The sequence below is a fragment of the Pseudoalteromonas sp. A757 genome (assembly GCF_004103285.1).
GTDB lineage: Bacteria > Pseudomonadota > Gammaproteobacteria > Enterobacterales > Alteromonadaceae > Pseudoalteromonas > Pseudoalteromonas galatheae.
Window position 1 is genome coordinate 259,039 of the sequence record NZ_QNQN01000071.1, and the last position, 21,942, is coordinate 280,980.

The 21,942-nt window shown below is 43.8% G+C and carries 24 protein-coding genes, 1 tRNA gene and 1 pseudogene; 22 read left to right on the plus strand and 4 right to left on the minus strand.

Translation table 11 applies throughout. The annotated features are described in order from the left end of the window. Window positions 1-81: 81 nt before the first annotated feature. The gene (locus DRB05_RS15435) at window positions 82-849 is read left to right on the plus strand and encodes a class II aldolase/adducin family protein (RefSeq protein WP_128727724.1); all 768 of its coding nucleotides are present in this window, start codon (window positions 82-84) and stop codon (window positions 847-849) included. A gap of 8 nt (window positions 850-857) precedes the next feature. Continuing rightward, window positions 858-2,032, plus strand: a pseudogene (locus DRB05_RS15440) (mandelate racemase/muconate lactonizing enzyme family protein). 129 nt (window positions 2,033-2,161) lie between these two features. Here DRB05_RS15440 and suhB read toward each other — a convergent pair. Next, window positions 2,162-2,965, minus strand: coding sequence for an inositol-1-monophosphatase (gene suhB / locus DRB05_RS15445; RefSeq protein WP_099643970.1), 804 nt, complete (start codon window positions 2,963-2,965; stop codon window positions 2,162-2,164). 215 nt (window positions 2,966-3,180) lie between these two features. Here suhB and trmJ point away from each other — a divergent pair, with 215 nt between their 5' ends. The 16 genes from trmJ (at window position 3,181) to DRB05_RS15525 (ending at window position 16,950) form a co-directional block, all read left to right on the plus strand. Continuing rightward, entirely contained in the window at window positions 3,181-3,909 is a 729-nt protein-coding gene (gene trmJ / locus DRB05_RS15450) for a tRNA (cytosine(32)/uridine(32)-2'-O)-methyltransferase TrmJ (RefSeq protein ID WP_128727725.1), read from the plus strand. Window positions 3,910-4,200: 291 nt separating this feature from the next. After that, entirely contained in the window at window positions 4,201-4,692 is a 492-nt protein-coding gene (gene iscR / locus DRB05_RS15455; protein ID WP_128727726.1) for a Fe-S cluster assembly transcriptional regulator IscR, read from the plus strand. A gap of 23 nt (window positions 4,693-4,715) precedes the next feature. Beyond that, window positions 4,716-5,930, plus strand: a complete 1,215-nt coding sequence (locus DRB05_RS15460; RefSeq protein WP_010378962.1) for an IscS subfamily cysteine desulfurase — start codon at window positions 4,716-4,718, stop codon at window positions 5,928-5,930. Between the two features lie 60 nt (window positions 5,931-5,990). Next, window positions 5,991-6,374, plus strand: coding sequence for a Fe-S cluster assembly scaffold IscU (gene iscU / locus DRB05_RS15465; protein ID WP_095729783.1), 384 nt, complete (start codon window positions 5,991-5,993; stop codon window positions 6,372-6,374). A gap of 9 nt (window positions 6,375-6,383) precedes the next feature. Next, window positions 6,384-6,707 (plus strand): iron-sulfur cluster assembly protein IscA, encoded by a 324-nt coding sequence (gene iscA, locus DRB05_RS15470; RefSeq protein WP_010378967.1) that lies wholly within the window; start codon window positions 6,384-6,386, stop codon window positions 6,705-6,707. A 60-nt stretch (window positions 6,708-6,767) separates the two neighbouring features. Next, complete coding sequence (hscB, locus tag DRB05_RS15475; RefSeq protein WP_128727727.1) at window positions 6,768-7,292, plus strand: co-chaperone HscB; 525 nt, start codon at window positions 6,768-6,770, stop codon at window positions 7,290-7,292. Between the two features lie 41 nt (window positions 7,293-7,333). After that, on the plus strand, window positions 7,334-9,196 hold the full coding sequence (hscA, locus tag DRB05_RS15480) for a Fe-S protein assembly chaperone HscA (protein ID WP_128727728.1): 1,863 nt from the start codon (window positions 7,334-7,336) through the stop codon (window positions 9,194-9,196). A 1-nt stretch (window position 9,197) separates the two neighbouring features. Continuing rightward, on the plus strand, window positions 9,198-9,536 hold the full coding sequence (fdx, locus tag DRB05_RS15485; RefSeq protein ID WP_010607222.1) for an ISC system 2Fe-2S type ferredoxin: 339 nt from the start codon (window positions 9,198-9,200) through the stop codon (window positions 9,534-9,536). 89 nt (window positions 9,537-9,625) lie between these two features. After that, window positions 9,626-11,059 carry an NAD-dependent succinate-semialdehyde dehydrogenase gene (locus DRB05_RS15490; protein ID WP_128727729.1) on the plus strand — a complete coding sequence of 478 codons (1,434 nt, stop codon included), beginning with the start codon at window positions 9,626-9,628 and terminating at the stop codon, window positions 11,057-11,059. A 99-nt stretch (window positions 11,060-11,158) separates the two neighbouring features. After that, window positions 11,159-12,040: an NTP transferase domain-containing protein gene (locus DRB05_RS15495; RefSeq protein WP_162847795.1), complete on the plus strand. Its 882-nt coding sequence runs from the start codon at window positions 11,159-11,161 to the stop codon at window positions 12,038-12,040. Window positions 12,041-12,086: 46 nt separating this feature from the next. Next, a complete protein-coding gene (locus tag DRB05_RS15500) occupies window positions 12,087-13,160 on the plus strand; it encodes an aminoglycoside phosphotransferase family protein (RefSeq protein WP_128727752.1) in 1,074 nt (357 codons plus the stop codon). A 141-nt stretch (window positions 13,161-13,301) separates the two neighbouring features. Beyond that, window positions 13,302-14,678: a Gfo/Idh/MocA family oxidoreductase gene (locus DRB05_RS15505; RefSeq protein WP_102057530.1), complete on the plus strand. Its 1,377-nt coding sequence runs from the start codon at window positions 13,302-13,304 to the stop codon at window positions 14,676-14,678. Between the two features lie 80 nt (window positions 14,679-14,758). After that, window positions 14,759-15,262 (plus strand): nuclear transport factor 2 family protein, encoded by a 504-nt coding sequence (locus DRB05_RS15510; protein ID WP_128727730.1) that lies wholly within the window; start codon window positions 14,759-14,761, stop codon window positions 15,260-15,262. Between the two features lie 26 nt (window positions 15,263-15,288). After that, complete coding sequence (locus DRB05_RS15515) at window positions 15,289-15,555, plus strand: YkoF family thiamine/hydroxymethylpyrimidine-binding protein (RefSeq protein WP_128727731.1); 267 nt, start codon at window positions 15,289-15,291, stop codon at window positions 15,553-15,555. Further along, window positions 15,555-16,175, plus strand: coding sequence for a nicotinamide riboside transporter PnuC (gene pnuC, locus DRB05_RS15520; RefSeq protein ID WP_128727732.1), 621 nt, complete (start codon window positions 15,555-15,557; stop codon window positions 16,173-16,175). Before DRB05_RS15515 ends, pnuC begins: the two co-directional genes overlap by 1 nt. After that, the gene (locus DRB05_RS15525) at window positions 16,138-16,950 is read left to right on the plus strand and encodes a phosphotransferase (RefSeq protein WP_235956576.1); all 813 of its coding nucleotides are present in this window, start codon (window positions 16,138-16,140) and stop codon (window positions 16,948-16,950) included. Before pnuC ends, DRB05_RS15525 begins: the two co-directional genes overlap by 38 nt. 66 nt (window positions 16,951-17,016) lie before the next feature. Here the strand turns inward: DRB05_RS15525 and DRB05_RS15530 are convergent, their stop codons facing one another. After that, a complete protein-coding gene (locus DRB05_RS15530) occupies window positions 17,017-17,199 on the minus strand; it encodes a helix-turn-helix domain-containing protein (protein WP_010607231.1) in 183 nt (60 codons plus the stop codon). A gap of 197 nt (window positions 17,200-17,396) precedes the next feature. On the opposite strand from DRB05_RS15530, the gene DRB05_RS15535 reads away from it, so the two are divergent. Then, window positions 17,397-17,471 (plus strand) — tRNA-Arg (locus tag DRB05_RS15535). A gap of 14 nt (window positions 17,472-17,485) precedes the next feature. On the opposite strand, the gene DRB05_RS15540 is transcribed toward DRB05_RS15535, so the two are convergent. After that, window positions 17,486-18,451, minus strand: coding sequence for a zinc transporter ZntB (locus tag DRB05_RS15540; RefSeq protein ID WP_128727733.1), 966 nt, complete (start codon window positions 18,449-18,451; stop codon window positions 17,486-17,488). 541 nt (window positions 18,452-18,992) lie between these two features. Between DRB05_RS15540 and DRB05_RS15545 the strand changes: the two genes are divergently transcribed. The 3 genes from DRB05_RS15545 to DRB05_RS15555 are packed head-to-tail and all read left to right on the plus strand — an operon-like array spanning window position 18,993 to window position 21,344. Next, complete coding sequence (locus tag DRB05_RS15545) at window positions 18,993-19,427, plus strand: ATP-dependent zinc protease (RefSeq protein WP_088531788.1); 435 nt, start codon at window positions 18,993-18,995, stop codon at window positions 19,425-19,427. Continuing rightward, the gene (gene rimK, locus DRB05_RS15550) at window positions 19,424-20,329 is read left to right on the plus strand and encodes a 30S ribosomal protein S6--L-glutamate ligase (RefSeq protein WP_010378991.1); all 906 of its coding nucleotides are present in this window, start codon (window positions 19,424-19,426) and stop codon (window positions 20,327-20,329) included. The genes DRB05_RS15545 and rimK overlap by 4 nt, the downstream gene beginning before the upstream one ends. Further along, entirely contained in the window at window positions 20,316-21,344 is a 1,029-nt protein-coding gene (locus DRB05_RS15555; RefSeq protein WP_128727734.1) for a succinylglutamate desuccinylase/aspartoacylase family protein, read from the plus strand. Before rimK ends, DRB05_RS15555 begins: the two co-directional genes overlap by 14 nt. On the opposite strand, the gene DRB05_RS15560 is transcribed toward DRB05_RS15555, so the two are convergent. Continuing rightward, window positions 21,334-21,897, minus strand: coding sequence for a mechanosensitive ion channel domain-containing protein (locus tag DRB05_RS15560; protein WP_128727735.1), 564 nt, complete (start codon window positions 21,895-21,897; stop codon window positions 21,334-21,336). The genes DRB05_RS15555 and DRB05_RS15560 overlap by 11 nt on opposite strands. Between the last annotated feature and the right edge of the window lie 45 nt (window positions 21,898-21,942).

Genomic DNA, 21,942 nt, shown 5'->3' on the forward strand with positions numbered 1-21,942 from the left:
CGCGGTGGTTTTTAGTTGAAGATATAATCAAGCTATTTTAGACTTCTATACATCTAAATGTGGAGTCAATAAGGGATCCCCATGTTCGAATTACCTCAGTTAAATTTAAAAGACAAAGTAAGCGCAGAAGAATGGCAACTGCGTGTTGACCTTGCCGCTTGCTATCGATTGGTTGAGCACTTTCGTTGGGGAGATCTAATTTATACGCATATGTCAGCGCGTTTACCGGGTACGGATCATTATTTAGTCAACGCCTTTGGTCTGACCTTTGATGAAGTCACCGCTTCTAATTTAGTGAAGGTCGATCTTGAAGGGAATATTCTTGATGATACGCCATTTCAGATAAATCCGGCGGGCTTTACCATTCACAGTGCAATCCACGAGGTGCGAGAAGATGCGCATTGCGTTATTCACCTCCATACTAAAGAAACGATTGCAGTCGCGAGTGTAGAATGTGGTTTATTGCCTTTGAGTCAGCATAGCATGTTCTCTTTACCCTCACTTTCATATCACGGCTATGAAGGTTTAGCGGTGAATATGGATGAGAAAAAGCGGCTGCAGGATGATTTAGGTACAACTAATCACATGCTGCTGGTGAACCATGGTGGTTTAACTGTTGGACCAACGGTCGGCGATGCCTTTATGCGTTTTTATGACTTACAGCGTGCATGTGAAATTCAAGTTGCGATTCAAGCAACGGGGCAACAAGCCGTACCTGTACCACAACCTATCATTGATAACATTTATAACCAAGCGAATGTCGTGCATAGCGGTAGCACCGGTGGTCAATTAGCATGGCCTGCAATGCTTCGTAAAGCTTACCGCCTAGATCCAAGCTTTGCTCAATAGGAGTCAACATGAAAGTTAATCGCGTCGAAGTCTTCGATATTCATTGTCCAGATAGACCTGCTTGGACACCTGTTTTTGTGCGTATTCACACCGATGAAGGTATTTCAGGAGTAGGTGAAGCAGGGCTTGCATACGACCTCGCCACAGCGCTGCGGCCAGTATGATTAAAGAAATGGCTGAAGCCTTTTTGATTGGTCATGACCCTTTTCAAACTGAGTTGCTCTGGTCCCGTATGCTCAGAGAAAGCTTCTGGGGTTTAGGTGGCGGGCCTGTGGTATATGCGGCGATGTCGGCAATAGATACTGCGCTTTGGGATATTAAAGGTAAAGCCTTAAACCTACCTGTTTATCAATTGCTTGGTGGTAAAGTGAACCCTGAGCTTCGCACCTATGCCTCGCAATTACAGTTTGACTGGGACAGCGAGTTTAAAGCATTAGTTCAGCCACATGAATATGCTGAAGCGGCTCACAAAGCCATTGCAGAAGGGTATGATGCGGTTAAAGTTGACCCAATTCAGTACGATAAAGATGGCAACACCTATTACGACAGAACTAAGCTTATCTCGCGCGCGGAAATGAAATTATACCGTGCAAGAATGAAGGCTATTCGTGAAGCGGTAGGTGATGAAGTCGACATTATCTTTGAATGCCACAGCTTACCAGGCGCGACATCAGCCATTCAAATTGCAGACATCGCTGAAGAATTTGATTGTATGTATTATGAAGAGCCGGTGAATTATCTAAACCACTCTTTACATGCAAAGGTAGCCAACAAGACCTCAGTGCCAATCGCTGGTGGTGAACGTTTGTATAACCGCTGGGGTGTTCGCCCTTATTTTGAAGATCAAAGTATTGATGTGCTGCAGCCAGATATTGGCCTGTGTGGTGGCTTTACGGAAACCAAGAAGGTATGTGATTACGCCGATATCTTTGATATCCGTATTCAGGCACACGTTTGTGGTGGCCCGGTAGCAACCGCTGCTTCGTTGCACTTGGAAACCGCCATCCCAAACTTCCTGATCCATGAGCACCATACTTACGCAATCAAAAAGTGGAACAGAGAGCTATGCTTGCAAGATCCACAGCCTAAGAACGGTATCTTTAGAGTGTCAGAAGAGCCGGGACTTGGTATTGAGCTAAACGATGAAATCGTAATGCGCTCAGCCCGTGTGGAAATTAAGTAGGTATCCGTCGCTCAACTTAAATAGCTGAGTTTGGAATAACAGCTAGCTCTTACTATTGTTATTCCTAGATTGAATCAGACATAAAAAAACCCAAGCAGTGCTTGGGTTTTTTCATCTAAGCCAGCGCTATTATTTTAGCAATGACTCAGTTAATACCGGGCGAATTTCTTTTACAATCGCTTGGCAAAGCTTAGGTGCGCCACAGATGATGTTGCCGCTACGGTTAAAGTTAGCACCACCTGCAAAGTCTGTAACCATACCACCAGCTTCTTTTACTAGCAGCTCACCAGCTGCTGTATCCCAAGGCTTAAGGCCAATTTCAAAGAAACCATCCATACGACCTGCTGCAACATATGCCATGTCTAAAGCTGCAGAGCCCGCACGGCGGATATCAGCTGTATGAATGAATAATGCTTTGAATGCTTCTAGGTAGGCATCCATGTGGTGCTTTTGCTTGAAAGGGAAACCCGTGGCAAGCACAGTGCCTTGTAATTCAATAGACTTAGACACACGAATACGTTTGTTGTTTAGCTGTGCGCCTTGACCACGAGAAGCGGTAAATAATTCGTCGCGGATTGGATCGTATACAACTGCTTGCTCTACGCGGCCTTTAACTCTTAACGCGATAGAAACAGCATAGTGAGGAATACCTTTAACGAAGTTAGTGGTACCGTCTAGAGGATCGATAACCCAAAGGTAGTCTGCATCTTTGCCTTCGTGGTGACCAAATTCTTCACCAACAATAGCGTGATCAGGGTAAGATTTTAAAATAGTGTCACGAATGATTGATTCCGCATCTTTATCGATGTTTGTAACTAAATCATTAGTGCCTTTTTGAGTGGCTTCAACGCGCGATAAATCTTCACTTGCACGTAAGATAACCTTACCCGCGTTACGCGCAGCGCGTACCGCAATGTTCAACATTGGATGCATAGCATTACCTTTAGGTTGTAAAAGAACAGGATCATTTTGAGCCGGCGTATTCTAGCGGTTTTTTGTCTAAAGTAAATAACCAATTGTAAATTTGTTTGGTTGTTTTTTGTACTTCCTTGCTGCGCAAAGATTTTTAATTTCTGGTTGTGGAGCTTGGAAAAACGCAAATTAGATATGCTACACTGCGCCATTATTTTTGTTTGAGACTCGTGTAAATGGCTTTAGAAGATATTCGAATTGTATTAGTGAACACCTCACACTCTGGCAATATTGGCTCAGTTGCGAGAGCGATGAAGACGATGGGGTTATCTAAGCTTTATTTAGTTGACCCTGCATGTGAAGTGGACAGCCATGCAAGTGCATTGGCGGCTGGCGCAACCGACGTGTTGGGTGCAGCGACTAAAGTCGATACGCTTCAAGAGGCGATTGCTGATTGTGCTTTAACTATTGGCACGAGTGCGCGCTCACGCACTTTGTCGTGGCCAATGGTAGACCCGCGTGAGTGTGCGCAAAAATTGGTTGCTGAGTCGGTGAATGGTCCTGTCGCCCTTGTATTCGGTCGTGAGAATAGCGGCCTAACAAATGAAGAGTTGCAATTGTGCAACTATCACGTATGTATTCCGGCTAATCCTGAGTATAGCTCGCTTAATCTTGCAATGGCAGTGCAAACATTGGCTTACGAAACGCGTATGACTTACTTAGACACGCAACAAAAGCAGCCAGAAGAAGTGGATGAAGCCGTTTACCCTTCATCAAAGCAGATGGAGTTATTTTACGAGCATCTTGAAAATACCTTGAATGACACTGGCTTTATCATTAAGCAGCATCCAGGCATGGTAATGACTAAGCTAAAGCGTTTGTTCAACCGTGCTAGACCGGAAGATCAAGAACTTAATATTCTACGTGGGATCCTAAGTTCAATAGATAAATCTACTAACAAGTAAACCAAACACGATGACAGTATTGGCCAACTCAGTGTGCCAATACTGTTATATTTCTACTGTCTAAATATTAAACATTCCTTTTGTGAAATCTTGCATAAATCTTCATCACCAATACTTGACTAAAATACTCAGGTAATTACAATGTCCATAATACCTGATTAAATTACTCGGGTATTTTGGGTAGGCATACGAGGGTTGCAGATTTAAAGCCGTTATTATGCTTGGTTAATACTTGACTATCTTAGTCAAGTAATTAAAATTTGCGGCTTGGTAAATTAGCGGGGGTTATGCATGAAACTGACATCAAAAGGCAGATACGCCGTGACAGCAATGTTAGATGTTGCGTTACACGCAAGTATTGGCCCTGTTCCACTGGCAGATATCTCTGAACGACAAGAGATTTCGCTATCTTACCTTGAACAATTATTTGCCCGTCTACGTAAACATGGCTTAGTAAGCTCTGTACGTGGTCCGGGTGGCGGCTATTTATTGGGCCGTGATGCACACACAATTTCCGTTGGCGATGTGATTAGTGCTGTTGACGAGTCCGTTGACGCAACACGTTGTCACGGCGAAGGCGGCGGTTGCCAAAGCGGTATGCGCTGTCTGACTCATTCATTGTGGTCTGACTTAAGTGTGCGAATTGAAGAGTTTTTAAATAATATTTCCCTAGCCGAGTTAGTCGCCGACGCGGATGTTCAATCCGTAGCAACGCGGCAAGATAAGCACGTTAAACGTGTTATCGAGCAATTAGACAATATTCAAGTGAGCTGTCAACTCTAGGTTGACGTCAAGCGGAGAGATAAATGAAATTACCGATATATCTAGATTATGCAGCAACCGCTCCGGTTGATCAGCGTGTTGCAGACGAGATGATGCAGTGCCTGACAATGGATGGTAACTTTGGTAATCCAGCTTCTCGTTCACACCGTTTCGGTTGGCAAGCAGAAGAACTGGTTGATCAGGCGCGTAATGATATCGCTGATTTAATCAACGCTGATCCGCGTGAAATCGTTTTCACATCTGGTGCAACTGAGTCAAACAACCTTGCAATCAAAGGTGCTGCACAGTTCTATAAAAAGAAAGGCAAGCACATCATCACCGTTCGTACAGAGCACAAAGCGGTACTAGACACCTGCCGTGAGCTTGAGCGTCAGGGTTTTGAAGTGACTTATATGGATGTTGAAGATAACGGCTTACTTGACTTGAAAAAGCTTGAAGCAACCATGCGTGAAGACACTGTTCTAGTGAGCGTAATGCACGTTAATAACGAGCTAGGTGTTATTCAAGATATCGCGACTATTGGTGAGATGTGTCGTGAGCGCAAGATCATGTTCCATGTTGATGCAGCGCAAAGTGCTGGCAAGGTACTAATCGACCTACAAACATTAAAAGTAGACTTTATGTCATTTTCTGGCCACAAAGTTTATGGCCCTAAAGGTATCGGTGCCTTGTACGTACGCCGTAAGCCACGTGCGCGTTTAGAAGCACAAATGCACGGTGGTGGTCATGAGCGCGGTATGCGTTCAGGTACTCTTGCTACTCACCAAATCGTGGGTATGGGCACAGCATTTAGAATTGCTAAGCAAGACTTTGAAAAAGACCATGCACACATCAGTGCGCTTCGTCAGCGTCTATTGGATGGCCTAATGGATATGGACGAAGTCTATTTTAATGGTGCTATCGACCAATCAGTACCTGGCATTGTAAACATCAGCTTCAATTTTGTTGAAGGTGAAAGTCTACTAATGGCGGTTAAAGACATTGCGGTTTCTTCTGGTTCTGCATGTACATCGGCGAGCTTAGAGCCATCTTATGTACTGCGTGCTCTAGGTCGTAATGACGAATTAGCACACAGCTCAATCCGTTTCAGTATTGGTCGTTTTACGACAGAAGAAGAGATCGATTACACAGTCAACCTTCTTAAGAATTCTATTGGTCGCTTACGTGAGATGTCACCGCTTTGGGAAATGCACCAAGATGGCATCGACTTAGATAGCGTTGAATGGGCACACCATTAAGCAAGTTTTAGCCGCTGGCTGGATACCATCCAGCCGCAAGCAGGTAGTGAGGAAATAGTTATGGCTTACAGTGATAAAGTTATCGACCACGTTGAGAACCCACGTAACGTAGGTTCTTTAGACAAGAACGATCCAAGCGTAGCAACGGGCATGGTGGGGGCACCTGCATGTGGCGACGTAATGAAACTACAAATTAAAGTTTCTGAAACAGGCATCATCGAAGATGCGAAATTCAAGACATATGGTTGTGGTAGCGCGATTGCATCATCATCCCTTGTAACTGAGTGGGTGAAAGGTAAATCGTTAGAAGAAGCCGCGACTATCAAAAACACTGATATCAGTGCTGAGCTTGAGTTGCCACCAGTGAAAATCCACTGTTCAATTTTGGCCGAAGATGCGATTCAAGCTGCGATTGCAGATTATAAGAGTAAACAAGCGAAGTAAGAGACTATTATGGCAGTGACGTTAACAGATGCAGCCGCTAATCGCGTATTAGCCTTTTTGAGTAACCGTGGAAAAGGCATAGGGCTGCGCGTTGGTATTAAAACCACGGGCTGTTCAGGTCTTGCTTATGTTCTCGAATTTGTCGACGATTTAGATGAAGGCGATGAAGTATTTGAAGACAAAGATGTCAAAATCATCGTTGATGCAAAAAGTTTAGTTTATATCGACGGCACAGAGCTTGATTACACAAAAGAAGGTCTGAATGAAGGGTTTAAGTTCAATAACCCAAATCAGAAAGACGAATGTGGCTGTGGCGAAAGCTTCACCGTATAGTTTGCAATAGTGAATAGCTTAAAGCCCTGCCTTGGTGGGGCTTTGCTGTATTAGGTGCGTATGCGTTATTTTGAATTATTTGATTTACCTGTTGATTATCACGTTGATTTAAACAAACTAAATCAAGGTTATTTAGAGCTACAGCGTGCAGTTCATCCAGATAGATTTGCTGGTAAAAGTGAGCGTGAGAAATTGCTCGCGGTACAGAAAACCGCAGAGATCAATGACGCGCTAGCGGTGCTCAAACACCCAGTTAAGCGTGCCGAGTATATGCTGAGCGAGAAGGGTGTAGACATACGTGCAGAGCAACAAACGTTGCAAGATCCTATGTTTTTAATGCAACAGATGGAGCTGCGTGAAGCATTAGAAGAATTACCTGATGCGGCGGATCCTGATGGCGCGATTGCAGAGTTCGAAACACAGATTAAAGCGTTAGATACAGAGTTTAGCGCCTCTCTTGCCGAGCAGCTTCAAAGCGATGACATGAGCAAGTTGGAAGCCGCAGCAGACAATATTCGTAAGCTAAAGTTTGTCTATAAGTTACGCGACGAATTAGCACGTATCGAAGATGAATTATTCGATTGATGATGTATAGCATCAACAAACGTTAAAGTGAAAAGAGCATTATGGCATTATTGCAAATTGCTGAGCCGGGGCAGAGCGCGGCACCTCATGAGCATAAATTAGCGATTGGTATTGACTTAGGTACCACGAACTCTCTTGTGGCAACAGTACAAAGTGGCGAAACGAAGACCCTTAGCGATTTAATGGGTAAACCTATGCTGCCGTCGGTAGTGAGGTACACCGACTCAGAGGTTATCGTTGGTGAACAAGCCCAAGCTGCTTCTGCTGAAGACCCCACTAATACGCTTATTTCTGTAAAACGTTTTTTAGGTAAAACACAATCTGAAATAGAACAAAGCTATGGTCAGTTGCCTTATAACTTTGTCGATAATAACGGTTCGCTAGCTATTGAAACCGTAGCAGGCGCTGTAAGCCCAGTGCAAGCCTCCGCTGAAATTTTAAAAACATTACACCAACGTGCTATTGATAGTTTTGCTGGTGAAGATGTGATGGGCGCAGTGATCACTGTACCTGCATATTTTGATGATGCACAAAGGCAAAGTACAAAAGACGCAGCCGAGCTTGCTGGTCTAAAAGTATTAAGACTTCTCAACGAGCCGACTGCGGCTGCGGTAGCTTACGGCCTAGACTCTGGTCAAGAAGGTGTGATAGCGGTATATGATCTTGGTGGTGGTACGTTTGATATTTCAATCTTGCGCTTAAACCAAGGAGTGTTTGAGGTATTATCAACAGGTGGTGATTCTAGTCTTGGTGGTGATGACTTTGATTCATTGTTGGTCGATTTCTTTAAACAGCAAACGCAGCTATTTGATTTAAACCCAAAAGAGCTACGCTTGTTTATCAACAAGGCAAGAGCCTGTAAAGAAGCGCTTTCAAGCTATGAAACGGTAAATGTAGAGCTACCAGTTCGCGAGCAAAAGTTGGTTGTTACGATCACGCGTCAAGCATTTGCTGAAATGGCAATGCCACTGGTTAAAAAGACTTTGCGCTCTTGTCGCCGCGCGTTAAAAGACGCCGATGTCACATCAGAAGAAGTCTTGCAGGTTGTGATGGTGGGTGGTTCGACTCGTATGCCAGTGGTGCGTGAAGAAGTTGGGAGTTTCTTTGCCAAAGAGCCGCTAACATCAATCGATCCAGACCGTGTGGTGGCATTAGGTGCTGCTATCCAAGCTGATATTCTAGTGGGTAACAAACCTGACTCTGATATGTTACTGCTTGATGTATTGCCATTGTCTTTAGGGCTAGAAACTATGGGGGGGTTGGTTGAAAAAATCATTCCGCGTAATACCACTATTCCTGTTGCACGCGCACAAGAGTTTACCACCTTTAAAGATGGTCAAACCGCTATGTCATTACATGTGTTGCAAGGTGAGCGTGAGCTCGTTGATGATTGTCGTAGCTTAGCTAAATTTAGTCTAAAAGGCATCCCACCAATGGCGGCAGGCGCAGCGCACATTCGAGTCACTTTTAGAGTTGACGCTGATGGTCTATTGAGTGTTTCCGCTGAAGAAAAGTCGACAGGCGTGCAGGCTGAGATCCAAGTCAAACCGTCGTTTGGTTTGAGCGATGACCAAGTAGCACAAATGCTAAAAGATTCGATGAGCAATGCCAAAGAAGACATGAGCGCTCGTATGCTTAAAGAACAGCAGGTTGAAGCGCTGCGTGTATTAGAAGCGTTAGAGGCATCGCTTGCAACGGATGGTCATCTGTTGGCAGAAGATGAGCTCAATACACTGCGCGGTGCAATGACTGAACTTGCACAAATTCGCGAAAGTGCAGACAATCCAGAGCAGATTAAAAAGGCGATCGAAGAAGTCGATCAGGCGAGTAGCGATTTTGCTTCACGCCGTATGGATGAATCAATTAAAAAGGCACTGCAAGGGCAGTCGGTAGACGAGGTGTAATATGCCACAAATTATCTTTTTACCCCATGAAGAGTTATGTCCGGAAGGTGCTGCAATCGAAGCGAAAACGGGTGAAACTGTACTCGATGTGGCGTTGAAAAACGGTATTAGTATTCCACATGCCTGTGAAAAATCATGCGCATGTACCACATGCCATATCGTTGTTCGTGAAGGGTTTGACTCACTTGAAGAGAGTGATGAGTTAGAAGATGACATGCTAGATAAAGCATGGGGTCTTGAAGCTGAGTCTCGTTTAGGTTGCCAAGCGATAATTAGTGATGAAGACTTAGTAGTTGAAATTCCGAAGTACAATCTCAATATCGTTAATGAAGACCATTAAGTGCTGCTAACAACCTAGGTTGTTACTGACAAATTTAATAAAAGCCGTAGTCTTATACTACGGCTTTTTGCTTTTCTAGGAGGAACGCTATGTCACTCATCAGTAATCCCGAATTTTCGCTTATCAATGGCCAAGCACATCATAGTAAAACGCAAGTCGATGTGGTTAATCCTGCAACTGGAGAGCAGCTTGCACAGGTTTCTGAGGCGGATAATCAGGCAGCAGATAAAGCGCTGCAAGCAGCGGTTGAAACCTTTGAAAAACTTGCTAGCACGACGGCACACGCCCGTAGCCAAGTACTTAGAAAATGGCACGAGCTAGTAATAGAACATCGTCAGGCCTTGGCTGAAATCGTCACTAAGGAACAAGGCAAACCGCTTAAAGAGGCACTTGCCGAGGCGGATTATGCTGCAGGATTTATTGAATGGTATAGCGAAGAAGCTAAGCGCGCCTATGGGCAGGTTATTCCCAGCCATTCTCAGTCACATGAGCTAACTACAATCAGACAAGGGGTTGGTGTTGTACTTGGGATCACTCCATGGAATTTTCCACTGGCGATGATCACCAGAAAAGTAGCACCAGCCTATGCAGCAGGCTGTAGTTTTATTTTAAAGCCCTCTGAGAAAACTCCTCTTGCGGCCATTGCCCTTGCAAAGCTGGCTATTCAGGCAGGGATGGAAGTTGGCGCTTTTCAGGTGTTAGTGACTAACGATTCTAAAGGGTTAGTCGCATATCTTACTGAGTCACCACAAGTTCGAAAACTCACGTTTACGGGGTCAACACAAGTGGGGAGTGCGTTGTTGAAGCAATGTGCCGACACAGTGAAAAGAACGTCAATGGAGCTTGGTGGTAATGCACCATTTATTGTTTTCGACAGCGCTGATGTTGAGCAAGCGGTAAGTGGTTTGATGGCAGCGAAGTTTAGAAATGCAGGGCAAACTTGTGTGGCCGCAAATCGCGTGTTTGTCACAAAAGATATCGCGGCAGAACTACTCACTACGCTTACTCAGCAGGTTAGCACGCTCACCTTGGGAAATGGTTTAGAGCAAGGTGTTGATATTGGTCCACTCATTTCACTCGAAGCCAAACAAAAAGCACAGCAGCTGTTGGAAGATGCGTTAACTAAAGGCGCGAGCATCGCTTATCAAGGTGACAAACAAAACGGCCAATTTATGGCACCGGTAGTTATCACGGGTGTAAATAGCACCATGCGGATCTTCCACGAAGAAATTTTTGCACCGATTGTCAGCATTATTGATTTTGAGAGTGAAGATGAAGTGGTAAGAATGGCAAACTCTGTGCCAGAAGGGCTTGCTGCCTATTTTTACTCAAATGATAGCAATCAAATAAGGCGAGTAAGTCAAGCACTTGAGTATGGCATGATTGGGATTAATGAAGGGGCAATATCCAATCCTGTAGCGCCTTTTGGCGGAGTGAAGTTTTCAGGTCTTGGCCGAGAAGGGGCGCAGGAAGGACTGCTTGAATACCAAGAAATAAAGTACTTATGCCAAAAGTTTAGCTAGTTCACACTAATTGCGAGGGTGCCTTTTCTCGCAATTGCTTTTATTCTGCGCAAAAGCTCAGTACACTTATCCGCTTATTTGAGTTTTGATATATTTTCAATGATACGAATCGAACAACCCCCTAAGCTGATCATTTTGGCAGGTGGATTAGGAAGCCGCTTTGGTGGTAATAAGCAGGTTGCAGCGCTACCAAATATCGATAAAAGCATTATGGAATTGAGCATAATTGACGCGCATCATGCTGGTGTGCGCGATGTTATTTTGATCATTAATGACAAAGTGCGAAGCCTAATCGAAAATGTGATATTGCCACGATTGCCGGAGGCGCTGAACATCACTTTAGTGCAGCAGAGGCTTAGCGATATTCCGAATGAATTTATCGACTGTTTGGCAGGGCGAGAAAAACCATGGGGCACAGGGCATGCGTTGTTGTGTGCAAAACCATACGTTGATAAGCCAGCGATAGTTATTACGGCGGATGATTATTACGGGCCTGATGCATTTGAGCAGCTTGTTGAACATTTTCAACATCATAGAAATATGGCGATGGTCGCATATCCAATTATAAATACCTTATCAGATCAAGGTGGCGTAAACCGTGGTGTTTGTCAGGTACAGGCGCAACAACTACACTCGGTTGAAGAGGCATTAGATATTCGCTTTGAAAACGGCGAGTTGTCAGGCGATATTGCAGGTAAGCGGTGTGAAATCGCGAAGTCTGCGCTGGCTTCGATGACCTGCTGGGGGGTGATGCCGTCACTTTTTGATTCATTAGAAGCCGGGTTTAACGCGTTTTTAAGGAATTATGACAACGGTGTCAAAAAAGAGTATTATCTGCCGGATTGTATCCAACACAGTATCAATAAGGGCCTACAAACCGTGTCGGTCTACCAAGCTAAATCACATTGGTACGGTATAACTTATAAGAGCGAACTAGACATTGTCGCGAGAAAGATTTATGAAGCACGTCAGGGAAGATAATCATCTCCACACAACTATATCCGACTTAACTCCTTTTGAGGTGAATATGGAGTATCAAGCCGTTGCGCAACAACTCGCTGATGAATATGGTCTCATTAGTGAAGAAGCTAAAATGAAGCCGATTGGTAGTGGTCATATCAACACGACTATGCTGTTGCAGGACAACCACAAAACCATGGTAGTACAAAAGCTAAATACCACGGTATTTCCAAACCCTTTACACCTTGTTGAAAATGCGCGAGCGATTGAACAGCACTTAACAGCAAAAGCCTTAAATGGTGAATATAGTCTCGCTATCATCAAGCATCTAGCGACGAGTTCAGGCCAATATTTAGTCGATATTAATGACGAAGTTTGGCGTGCGCTTGCATTTATTGGCCGCAGTTATAGCGAAGACGTAGTGGCAAACGAACAACAAGCATTAACGGCTGCAAACGCCTTCGGGCAGTTTGCGCATGCGCTAAATGATTTTGATGCCGCGCAGTTACATCATGTCATTCCAAACTTTCATAACTTGGCGATGCGTATTGACGCATTTAACCAAGTACTAGCGAAAGATGAGCATGGTCGCGCGGAAAAGTGCAGTGATGTTATCGCCGCTTTTCAGCAGCAATTTGCACTTGCAGAAGAATTGCAGCAGGCACAAAAACAAGTGCCACTTAGAGCTTGCCACAACGATACCAAAATCAACAACATGCTGTTTTCAACACAGAGTGATGCAGCACGAGCCGTTATCGACTTAGATACGTGTATGCCGGGTAACTGGTTGTTTGATTTTGGCGATATGGTGCGCACCTTCTGTTCACCAGAAGCTGAAGACTCTACGAATTTGAGTAATGTGCAGGTAAGAGAAAATATCTTTGCTGCGCTGGCGCAAGGGTATATTGAACCGTTACAAGACAGTGTGACTGCAGCAGAAAAAGACAGTTTTATTCTTGGGGCAAAAGTGATGCCATTCATGATAGGTCTGAGATTTTTAACAGATCACCTAGATGGAGATAATTATTTTGCAACCCACAGAGCCAATCATAATCTTGACCGTGCGAAGAACCAGTTTGCGTTATATTCCAGTGTGCTAGAAAAAGAGGATTGTCTGAATAATATTATCAGGGCAATTTAACGGTTTAATATATTTTAAGAAAAAGCGCTTCAAGCGCTTTTTTTGCGGCTTTATCGCAATGTTTTGAACCTAAGATTGGGATAGGTTAGCTTGATAGCGAGCAGTATTAGTGCTGTTAAGAAGTATCGTTTAGGAGTAAGAATGAAAAATATAAACCGCCGCGACTTTTTAAAAGCCGCAGGAGCGGCTGCGGCTGCGAGTGTAGTAGCTGGGTGCGCAAGTTCTAATCAAAATAACAGCGTTGTACCTAAGCAACAAGGGCGCTCTGTCATTGGACTCGTAGCACCAAAAATGGACGTGGTTCGGGTTGGTTTTATTGGGGTTGGCCAACGTGGCTATGGTCATGTAAAGCGCATGAGTCACATCGATGGCGCACGCATTGTCGCGATTTGTGATACTCATGATGAAGTGCTTGAAAAATCGGCTGATTATCTTGTGCGCGAGCGAGGTTTGCCGAAGCCTGCGCTGTATCGTGGTGGTGACTTAGCGTACCAAGAAATGCTTAATCGGGATGATATTGACATCGTTATCATTTCAACACCTTGGAAATGGCACGCGCCGATGGCAATAGATACCATGAACAGTGGTAAGCACGCGTTTGTTGAAGTACCTTTAGCGCTGACCGTTGAAGAAATGTGGCAGATAGTCGACACCGCAGAGCGCACGCAAAAGAACTGTATGATGATGGAAAATGTCAACTACGGTCGTGATGAGTTAATGGTACTGAACATGGTTCGCCAAGGTGTATTCGGTGAGTTGTTGCATGGTGAAGCTGCATATATTCATGAGCTACGTTGGCAAATGAAAGAAATTGAGCACAAGACCGGCTCATGGCGTACGCACTGGCATACTAAGCGAGATGGTAACCTATATCCAACGCATGGTTTAGGACCTGTATCTCAGTACATGAATATTAACCGCGGTGACCGTTTTGATTACTTAACTTCTATGAGTTCTCCCGCCCTAGGTCGTGCAGCCTATGCAAAACGCGAATTTCCGGCAGATCATGAACGCAATCAACTACATTATATTGCGGGTGATATGAATACCACGATGATTAAGACCATCAAAGGACGCAGTATCATGGTACAACATGATACGACCACGCCTAGGCCTTATTCTCGTCACAATCTTATTCAAGGAACTAATGGGGTCTTTGCTGGTTTCCCTAATCGTATCGCGTTAGAGCAAGGTGGTACGAAGAGCTTCCATGAATGGGATTACGAAATGGATTCATGGTATAAACAATACGACCATCCGCTTTGGACTAAAATGGGTGAAGAAGCACAGCGCAACGGCGGTCATGGTGGTATGGACTTTTTAATGTTCTGGCGGATGATCTATTGCCTGCGCAATGGTGAGGCGCTAGATCAAGACGTATACGACGGTGCCGCTTGGTCGGTAATTTCTCCATTATCGGCTCAATCAGTCGCTAATCGCAGTGAATCATTGAGTATTCCAGACTTTACCCGTGGAGCGTGGAAAACCGCTAAACCATTGGGTATAGTAACAGTATAAAAATACACACTTTATCATCGTCGAATTAAGCGCTACAGGCGCTTTTTTTATACTCGATTAATACGGCTTTTGGAGTGACTATGATGCGCTATCGGTTCTTGTTATTTTTTATATTAATACTGAGTGGTTGTAGTAACTCCGTTAATATCAGTAAGAAGAATACATTCATCAGCCATGCCGATGCTTACTTTAATACCTATGCTCAGCGGAAGAACTTTAGGCAGTTTATCGAGTTCTATGCCGAAGATGCCGTGTTGGAAGATATGGTTTTTGGCCATAAAGCACAAGGTAAAGAGCAAATTACGGCTTTTTTTAATTGGTCTGCAGGGAATTTTGCTGTGCTGGATGAACAACCTGCCTTGGTGGTAGAAGATAAGATAGTCGATACCACGACTCGAACTGTGGTTGCTAGAGGCGTTTTTAATCGCTTTAATCATGCGTCACGCGAGTTAGGGCCTTGGCGATTTCTGATAGTGCTAAAGTTTGACGAAAAAGGTAAAATTATCTATCAGCAAGATTGGATTAACTATACCCCGAAATCGGATTTTACCGGTGGGGAAAATCTAAATCTGCAATATCAATAATCGGCTGCCATTTGTAAGGAGCGCCCATGCAAGTTTCTGTTGAAATAAGCAAGTACCCACTGCACCAAGACTATATCCCTTTTATTAAAGGTTTTATTGATAGGCTGAATGAGCATGAAGGGATCAAGGTGATCACAAACACGATGTCAACTCAGGTCTTTGGTGAATTTGATTTAGTGACCTCAGTATTGAATCAAGAAATGAAACACTCATTTGAAGCTTACGGAAAATCTATTTTTGTTTGTAAGTTTATCTCAGGCGACTTATCTCCAGCTGATAGTGCCTGCGATTAATGGACTGGCTTACTGAAACCTTTGCTGGATTCACAGCGATGTCGAGCTGGGAGTATATCGCTGTGGTGCTGGCAGTCGCCTATTTATTGCTAGCAATTCGAGAAAATATTTGGTGTTGGCCTGTGGCTTTTATAAACACCTTTATTTATACCGTACTGTATTGGAACGGAGCACTAGTGATGGAATCACTGCTGCACTTTTACTACATGGTCATGGCTGTTGTTGGTTGGTGGATGTGGCGTCAGGGTGACAAAAATAAGCCCAGTGATATCGTTTCTTGGTCGTTATCAAAACACCTTTCAATCATTGTTATTACTTCTGTGGCCTCTGTTGTGCTTGGTTATTTAACCAAGCATTATATGGCAGCGGATCTCGCTTATTTAGATAGCTTTACCACGTGTTTTGCAGTAGTGACAACCTATTTGGTGGCTAAGAAAATTCTTGAAAACTGGTTATATTGGGTCGTGATTGATGCAGCCTCCATCTACCTTTATTACCTTAAAGGTTTCTATCCTACGCTGGTACTATTTATTTTCTACACCTTGATGGCGTGTTGGGGCTACAAGCGTTGGTACGAAGAATATGAAGCTAAGCAAGGAAAGACGCTTGCAGCACTCTGAGCTTGAAGAATTAAAAGTAAAGGTGGATACCGTATTCAAGGTTTCACCTGAGCGATTAGAAAAGCTAACTAAAGGTGTGAGTAACAATAATTACCTGATGGTGAGTAAAGGTGAAAGCTATCTATTAAAGTGCTATAGCCATGGTATTCCTACTGAAGCCTTAAAGGCACAAAATAAATTAGCACAGCAAGGCATTACTTCTAAAGTACTGCAGTACGACCTACGCACTCGTATGGCATTGTTCACCTTTATGCCACAAGTGTGTGCTGAGCCAAGGCTCACCCCTGAATTGTTAGCACAAGTTATTCAGGTGCATAGCTTAGAGCTTGAAGTATATGAGGTACTGGATTTAGTTGGTTATGTTCAGGCTATTGATGAGGAACTACGTCACTTAGTTGATATCGAACGGCTTATAGAAAGCTTAGCTTCTTTACCCATGGATCTGGCATTTTGCCATAATGACCTAGTCATGAGCAATATTATTCAAAGTCCGGAAGGAGTTCGGTTAATCGACTTTGAGTATGCTTGCCATAGTGACATCTTTTTTGATTTAGCAGCGCTGGTGTGTAGTTTTAGCTGTGGCGTTGAAGAATCGCTTATAGTAGTTGAGTCTTACTTTTCTCTAAAGCACCAAGTTATGCCCTCATACGCTCAAGCTAAACTGACGGTATTTTGCCAAATTTATTTGATTGTTAGCATTCAATGGTACGAGCAGCGTAGCGTAATAACAGAAGCTGAAAAACTGAGACAGTTACTGAAGCAGTGGTTATCGTGACAACTAGCTAAGCCAGTAGCGTGTGATATTCCTTGATCACATTACTGGCTATCACTATTGGGTAGTTTAGATCCCACCCAGTCGCTGTGCGAGTTCTTTGTATTTTTCAACATCGGCTTTGTCAAAGATAGGTTCGCCATTGGCATCTGTGTCTTTGGCGACTAGCAAGTTTTCTCGTGCGAGGCGTCTTACGCGCTCAACCTTTACGTCAAGAAACTCTGCAACTTGCTCTGTTGTCATCGGTGTCATATTTGGGATCCTCAATGATGTATCGCGATATTTCTGAACTGGCAGCAATATCATTCTATTTTATTATTTTCAAAGCATAGTTGAATAACTGGTTTTTTGCCCAAAGTACAGCTTTTTTTAAAAAATAGGTTACTAATTAGTCATATAGCAAACATTGTCTGGCAATTGCTTGCACTAAGCATTATTATGTTGCCGACGCTCTCGTGGTGAAATGGATATCACGTAGCCCTCCGGAGGCTGAGTTCTAGGTTCGATCCCTAGCGAGAGCGCCAACTTTTATACCTACTTACAACCAGCCTTTACGTTTAAAGTACACGCCAATACCACCTGTTAGCACTATCAACATAATAACAAAAAAGGCAAATGCGCCGCCCCATTCTGTGCCAGGAATACCGCCAATATTCACTCCTAACAAGCCTGTTAAAAATCCAAGTGGTAAGAATAAGGCCGCAACGACGGACATCACGTACATTCTTTGGTTTAACTGCTCATTTTGATGGTTGGTGATAGCATTTTGGATCACTTGTGCACGCTCAATCGCGGCTTCTAACTCCTCGATATATCGACTTAAGGCATTGCTCGCTTCTTCGAGCATATGATGATGATCTTCGTCCAGCCAAGCAGGCTTTGCTAAGAGCAGTTCGTTAATAGCAAGCTTTTGAGGCTTAAGATAACGTTTTAAACCAATGGTTTGTCTTCTTAATGTTGACAGTTGCTGATAGTTGGGCAATTGCTCAGTGCCTTCCATTGCGTCTTCAAACTCGTCAAGCTGTTCTTCAATTTGCCAGATGATATCTTGCATTCGCACAGAAAGTCGCATCACCAATGTGGACAGTAGCTCACCGATACTTTTTGCGCCTTGACCTTTTTTGAGCAGTGCCAACATATCTTGGGCGGACATAATATGGCGCTTACGGCAGGTGATAAATAATTTATCATTTGCAAAACAGCGAATAGAAACCATGTCTTCGGGGCTCTGCTTAGGGTTAAGGTTCACACCTCGCAAGAATACCAGTAAACCTTCATCGCCATTAGCTATCCTCGGGCGAGTTTCGTCTGCGGTTAGTGCTTCTCTTTCCCAGTCATCCAAAAACGTTTGTTGCTTCAGCCATTCGGTCGTTTCGTCGAAGCTGTAGTCGAAATGGAGCCAAAGAGGCTCTTTGTGAATTACGGATTTTACTTCACTCAGATCGCAAAGTAGTCTACCGCCACCTTGACCGTCGAGCACAAACGCATGGAGTAATCCAGTCATAGCTAATTCCTATTAAAAAGTACGTTCCAAGACTGACATAGATAATTTAATTTTCAAATTTATTTAGGACCTGTTGTTCTTTGCTGTTTAATTTTTGTTCTCCTGAGTGTGTTTTGGTCGCGACGCTCGACTTGCCGCCTAGTAATCTAGGCAAAAGTTGAGCAACAATGAACAAAGCACACTCAGGTGAACCCAAAGGGCAGCGCTTGATTGGCATTTCTACTGTGTTATCGCCTGATTTACATAGAATAACTATGCTACGCAGGCTCTGCCTAGTATAAATGGCAATCAAACTGCTGCAAAAACAAACTTGAAAGGTCAACAGGTCCTAAAATCTTGGCGATGAAATAAATTGTTTGAATGCTCTATTTTACTTTAGCTCAGTATAGGGCTTTACCTTGAAAAATGTGTAAGTGGTGTTACTGTAAGTTAAGGTGCTTGGCTTAACAGAGCCTTTTTATCTTTAGGATAAATTTATTTTGTTTTTCAAGTGACTTGAATCAGCGTATAAGTCCAAACTCATTTTGTACGAGAGCATAATATGATCACAGTTGGTTGGAGAGAGTGGCTTTCCTTACCCGATTTAGGTATCGAAAAAATCAAAGCGAAAGTAGATACTGGAGCAAGAACATCATGTCTGCATGCCTTTAAGGTTGAGCCTTTCAAAACAGAACAAGATGAACTTTGGGTAAGGTTTTGGATCCATCCCAAACAAGACAATACCGACTATGAAGTCTGTAGTGAAGCAAAAGTAGTGGATGAGCGCGTTGTTACCGATTCGGGCGGTCATAAAGAACTACGTTATGTAATAGAAACAAATTTAACTATCGGCAATCAGGCTTGGCCAATTGAAATCACGCTAAGCGATAGAGAAACCATGAAATTTAGAATGTTACTGGGCCGTACAGCGATGCGAGGCCGCATCCTTGTTGATCCAGAGCAGTCATACTTAAGTAATAAAACGGATAAATCATGAAAATTGGCATTCTTTCAAGGAATCAATCTTTATATTCAACACGTCGTTTAATTGAGGCAGCTGAGCAACGTGGGCATGAAGTAGAGGTTATTGACGCACTACGTTGTTATATGAATATCAACAGTAGTGAGCCTGAAATTCACTTTAAGGGCCAGCAGTTGAGCGGCTTTGATGCGATTGTTCCGCGAATTGGTGCATCTGTGACGTTTTATGGGTGTGCGGTACTCAGACAATTTGAGATGATGGGTGTGTATCCATTGAATGAGTCTGTTGCAATCACTCGCTCAAGAGATAAGTTGCGTTCATTACAGTTACTGTCAAGAAAAGGCGTGGGCATGCCAATCACAGGTTTCGCCAGCAAGCCAGATGACGTCAAAGACTTACTAGAAATGGTTGGCGGCACACCAGTTGTGATCAAGCTGCTTGAGGGCACTCAAGGAATTGGTGTGGTGTTGGCTGAGACGCGCAAAGCTGCAGAAAGCGTTATTGAAGCATTTATGGGCTTAAAAGCCAACATTATGGTGCAAGAGTATATTAAAGAAGCTGGTGGTGCGGACATTCGCTGTTTCGTTATCGGCGACCGTGTTATTGCCGCGATGAAACGTCAAGCGCAAGAAGGTGAGTTCCGCTCAAATCTACATCGTGGTGGTTCTGCAACATTGGTAAAAATCACTCCAGAAGAGCGTCGCACTGCGATTGCTGCTGCAAAGGCCATGGGCCTAAATGTTGCTGGTGTTGACTTGTTACGTTCAGAGCGTGGGCCTTTGGTGATGGAAGTGAACTCTTCTCCAGGCCTTGAGGGTATCGAAAAGGCTACAGGTAAAGATATTGCAAGCCTGATTATCTCCTTTATCGAGAAGAATGCGGCGGCGAAAAGGACTGCTACACGTGGTAAAGGTTAAAATCAATCAACCCTTTACGTTATTAGATGCACGAGTAGGGGTTGCTGAAAGGCAGACTGTTCAGTTGGAAGTGGCAAAGCTTTATACACATACGCCAATGACTATTCCGATTGAAGTCGTTAATGGCGCGGAGGCTGGGCCAGTACTTTTGGTCTGTGCCGCAATTCATGGTGATGAACTGAATGGCGTTGAGGTCGTGCGTCAGCTATTGAGTAAAGTTGACGCGACGACGCTGCGAGGTACTTTGATAGCGGTGCCTATTGTGAATATCTTTGGCTTTATTCATAAGTCTCGATATTTACCTGATAGACGAGACCTAAACCGCTGCTTTCCTGGTTCTGAGCAAGGCTCTCTAGGGGCTCGAATGGCTTATATGTTTTTCGACTTAGTGGTAAAAAAATGCACCCATATTATCGATTTGCATACAGGGGCTATTCATCGCTCGAACTTACCGCAGATCCGAGGTGATTTGTCCTGTGAAATGACTAAAGAAATGGCCATGGCGTTTGGTACTCCGGTTGCAATAGATGCACGACTGCGTAATGGCTCTTTGCGAAGTGAAGCCGCGGGGTTAGACATTCCTGTTATCACTTATGAAGCAGGAGAAGCATTGCGGTTTGACTCATTGGCTATTGCAGCTGGGTTGCAAGGAGTCGAGAATGTCATGCGTAAACTAAGGATGCTGCGTGGACGTCGCAGGAAGCAACGTCATGACGCAGTTATTGCCGCAGCAACAAGTTGGGTACGTGCAGACGTTGATGGTATTGTTCGAGCTCAAGTTAACTTGGGAGAACGCGTATCAAAAGGTCAAATCTTGGCTTATATAGACAGCCCACTAGGTCAAAGTGAAGAAGCCGTTATCGCGCCTCGTAGTGGGATAGTGATTGGTCAACAAATGTTGCCTTTGGTGAATGAAGGTGATGCAGTTTTTCACTTAGCCTATTTTGCACATGCAAATAGCATTGTTGAACAACAGCTAGAAACCTTTATTGACGACATAGGCCCTATTTCTTAGGGCCTAAAGTTCTTCTTGGTGCTGGAACTTGTTTAGGTTTAGTTGGTTCCTGACTAAGCACCATAACGGGTCGAGTAACAAACAAGTTGTTAGGATATACGACTTTATGACCGTCAACATGACGCAGCACCACACTCATTAGCCCCATCTCTACAATACAGCCTTCAACAAAGTTTGCACCGTCAACAATTCTTACCCAATTTCCAACGCGGTAATCGTTTTGAATAAACATAAGTAAGAACGAAGTCAGATTGGAAAGTAATGACCAACCGGCAAACATAGCAACACCTAGCATCGCAAATAACGATGAGCCGAGCACCAGTAAACCACGAAGTTCTATACCCCAGAACACGAGCATGAAACAGACGAATACAAATGCAACGAGTACACGAATGAGTAGATCGGCACGTTGCTTACGATGAGAGTCTATTTTTCCGCGTGTTACTTTCTCTAATAGTTTGCAACATGCTTTCATCAATAGTGGGAAGGATAATAGTGCCACCAAAGTTACAATTAGCTTGTATTGACTGAGTGCGAAATCTAACAAATGCAAAATCGTATCCTAAGAAATTTTTTCTGCTTTATATCATGTTTATTG

Coding starts and splice junctions, on each gene's coding strand:
- DRB05_RS15515 (WP_128727731.1), top strand. CDS start 15,289: ATGCAAGTTTCTGTTGAAATAAGCAAGTACCCACTGCACCAAGACTAT.
- DRB05_RS15510 (WP_128727730.1), top strand. CDS start 14,759: ATGATGCGCTATCGGTTCTTGTTATTTTTTATATTAATACTGAGTGGT.
- fdx (WP_010607222.1), top strand. CDS start 9,198: ATGCCACAAATTATCTTTTTACCCCATGAAGAGTTATGTCCGGAAGGT.
- DRB05_RS15525 (WP_235956576.1), top strand. CDS start 16,138: ATGAAGCTAAGCAAGGAAAGACGCTTGCAGCACTCTGAGCTTGAAGAA.
- rimK (WP_010378991.1), top strand. CDS start 19,424: ATGAAAATTGGCATTCTTTCAAGGAATCAATCTTTATATTCAACACGT.
- DRB05_RS15460 (WP_010378962.1), top strand. CDS start 4,716: ATGAAATTACCGATATATCTAGATTATGCAGCAACCGCTCCGGTTGAT.
- hscB (WP_128727727.1), top strand. CDS start 6,768: ATGCGTTATTTTGAATTATTTGATTTACCTGTTGATTATCACGTTGAT.
- DRB05_RS15490 (WP_128727729.1), top strand. CDS start 9,626: ATGTCACTCATCAGTAATCCCGAATTTTCGCTTATCAATGGCCAAGCA.
- DRB05_RS15435 (WP_128727724.1), top strand. CDS start 82: ATGTTCGAATTACCTCAGTTAAATTTAAAAGACAAAGTAAGCGCAGAA.
- DRB05_RS15540 (WP_128727733.1), bottom strand. CDS start 18,451: ATGACTGGATTACTCCATGCGTTTGTGCTCGACGGTCAAGGTGGCGGT.
- hscA (WP_128727728.1), top strand. CDS start 7,334: ATGGCATTATTGCAAATTGCTGAGCCGGGGCAGAGCGCGGCACCTCAT.
- iscA (WP_010378967.1), top strand. CDS start 6,384: ATGGCAGTGACGTTAACAGATGCAGCCGCTAATCGCGTATTAGCCTTT.
- DRB05_RS15530 (WP_010607231.1), bottom strand. CDS start 17,199: ATGACACCGATGACAACAGAGCAAGTTGCAGAGTTTCTTGACGTAAAG.
- DRB05_RS15545 (WP_088531788.1), top strand. CDS start 18,993: ATGATCACAGTTGGTTGGAGAGAGTGGCTTTCCTTACCCGATTTAGGT.
- DRB05_RS15505 (WP_102057530.1), top strand. CDS start 13,302: ATGAAAAATATAAACCGCCGCGACTTTTTAAAAGCCGCAGGAGCGGCT.
- suhB (WP_099643970.1), bottom strand. CDS start 2,965: ATGCATCCAATGTTGAACATTGCGGTACGCGCTGCGCGTAACGCGGGT.
- iscU (WP_095729783.1), top strand. CDS start 5,991: ATGGCTTACAGTGATAAAGTTATCGACCACGTTGAGAACCCACGTAAC.
- DRB05_RS15500 (WP_128727752.1), top strand. CDS start 12,087: ATGGAGTATCAAGCCGTTGCGCAACAACTCGCTGATGAATATGGTCTC.
- pnuC (WP_128727732.1), top strand. CDS start 15,555: ATGGACTGGCTTACTGAAACCTTTGCTGGATTCACAGCGATGTCGAGC.
- trmJ (WP_128727725.1), top strand. CDS start 3,181: ATGGCTTTAGAAGATATTCGAATTGTATTAGTGAACACCTCACACTCT.
- iscR (WP_128727726.1), top strand. CDS start 4,201: ATGAAACTGACATCAAAAGGCAGATACGCCGTGACAGCAATGTTAGAT.
- DRB05_RS15495 (WP_162847795.1), top strand. CDS start 11,159: ATGATACGAATCGAACAACCCCCTAAGCTGATCATTTTGGCAGGTGGA.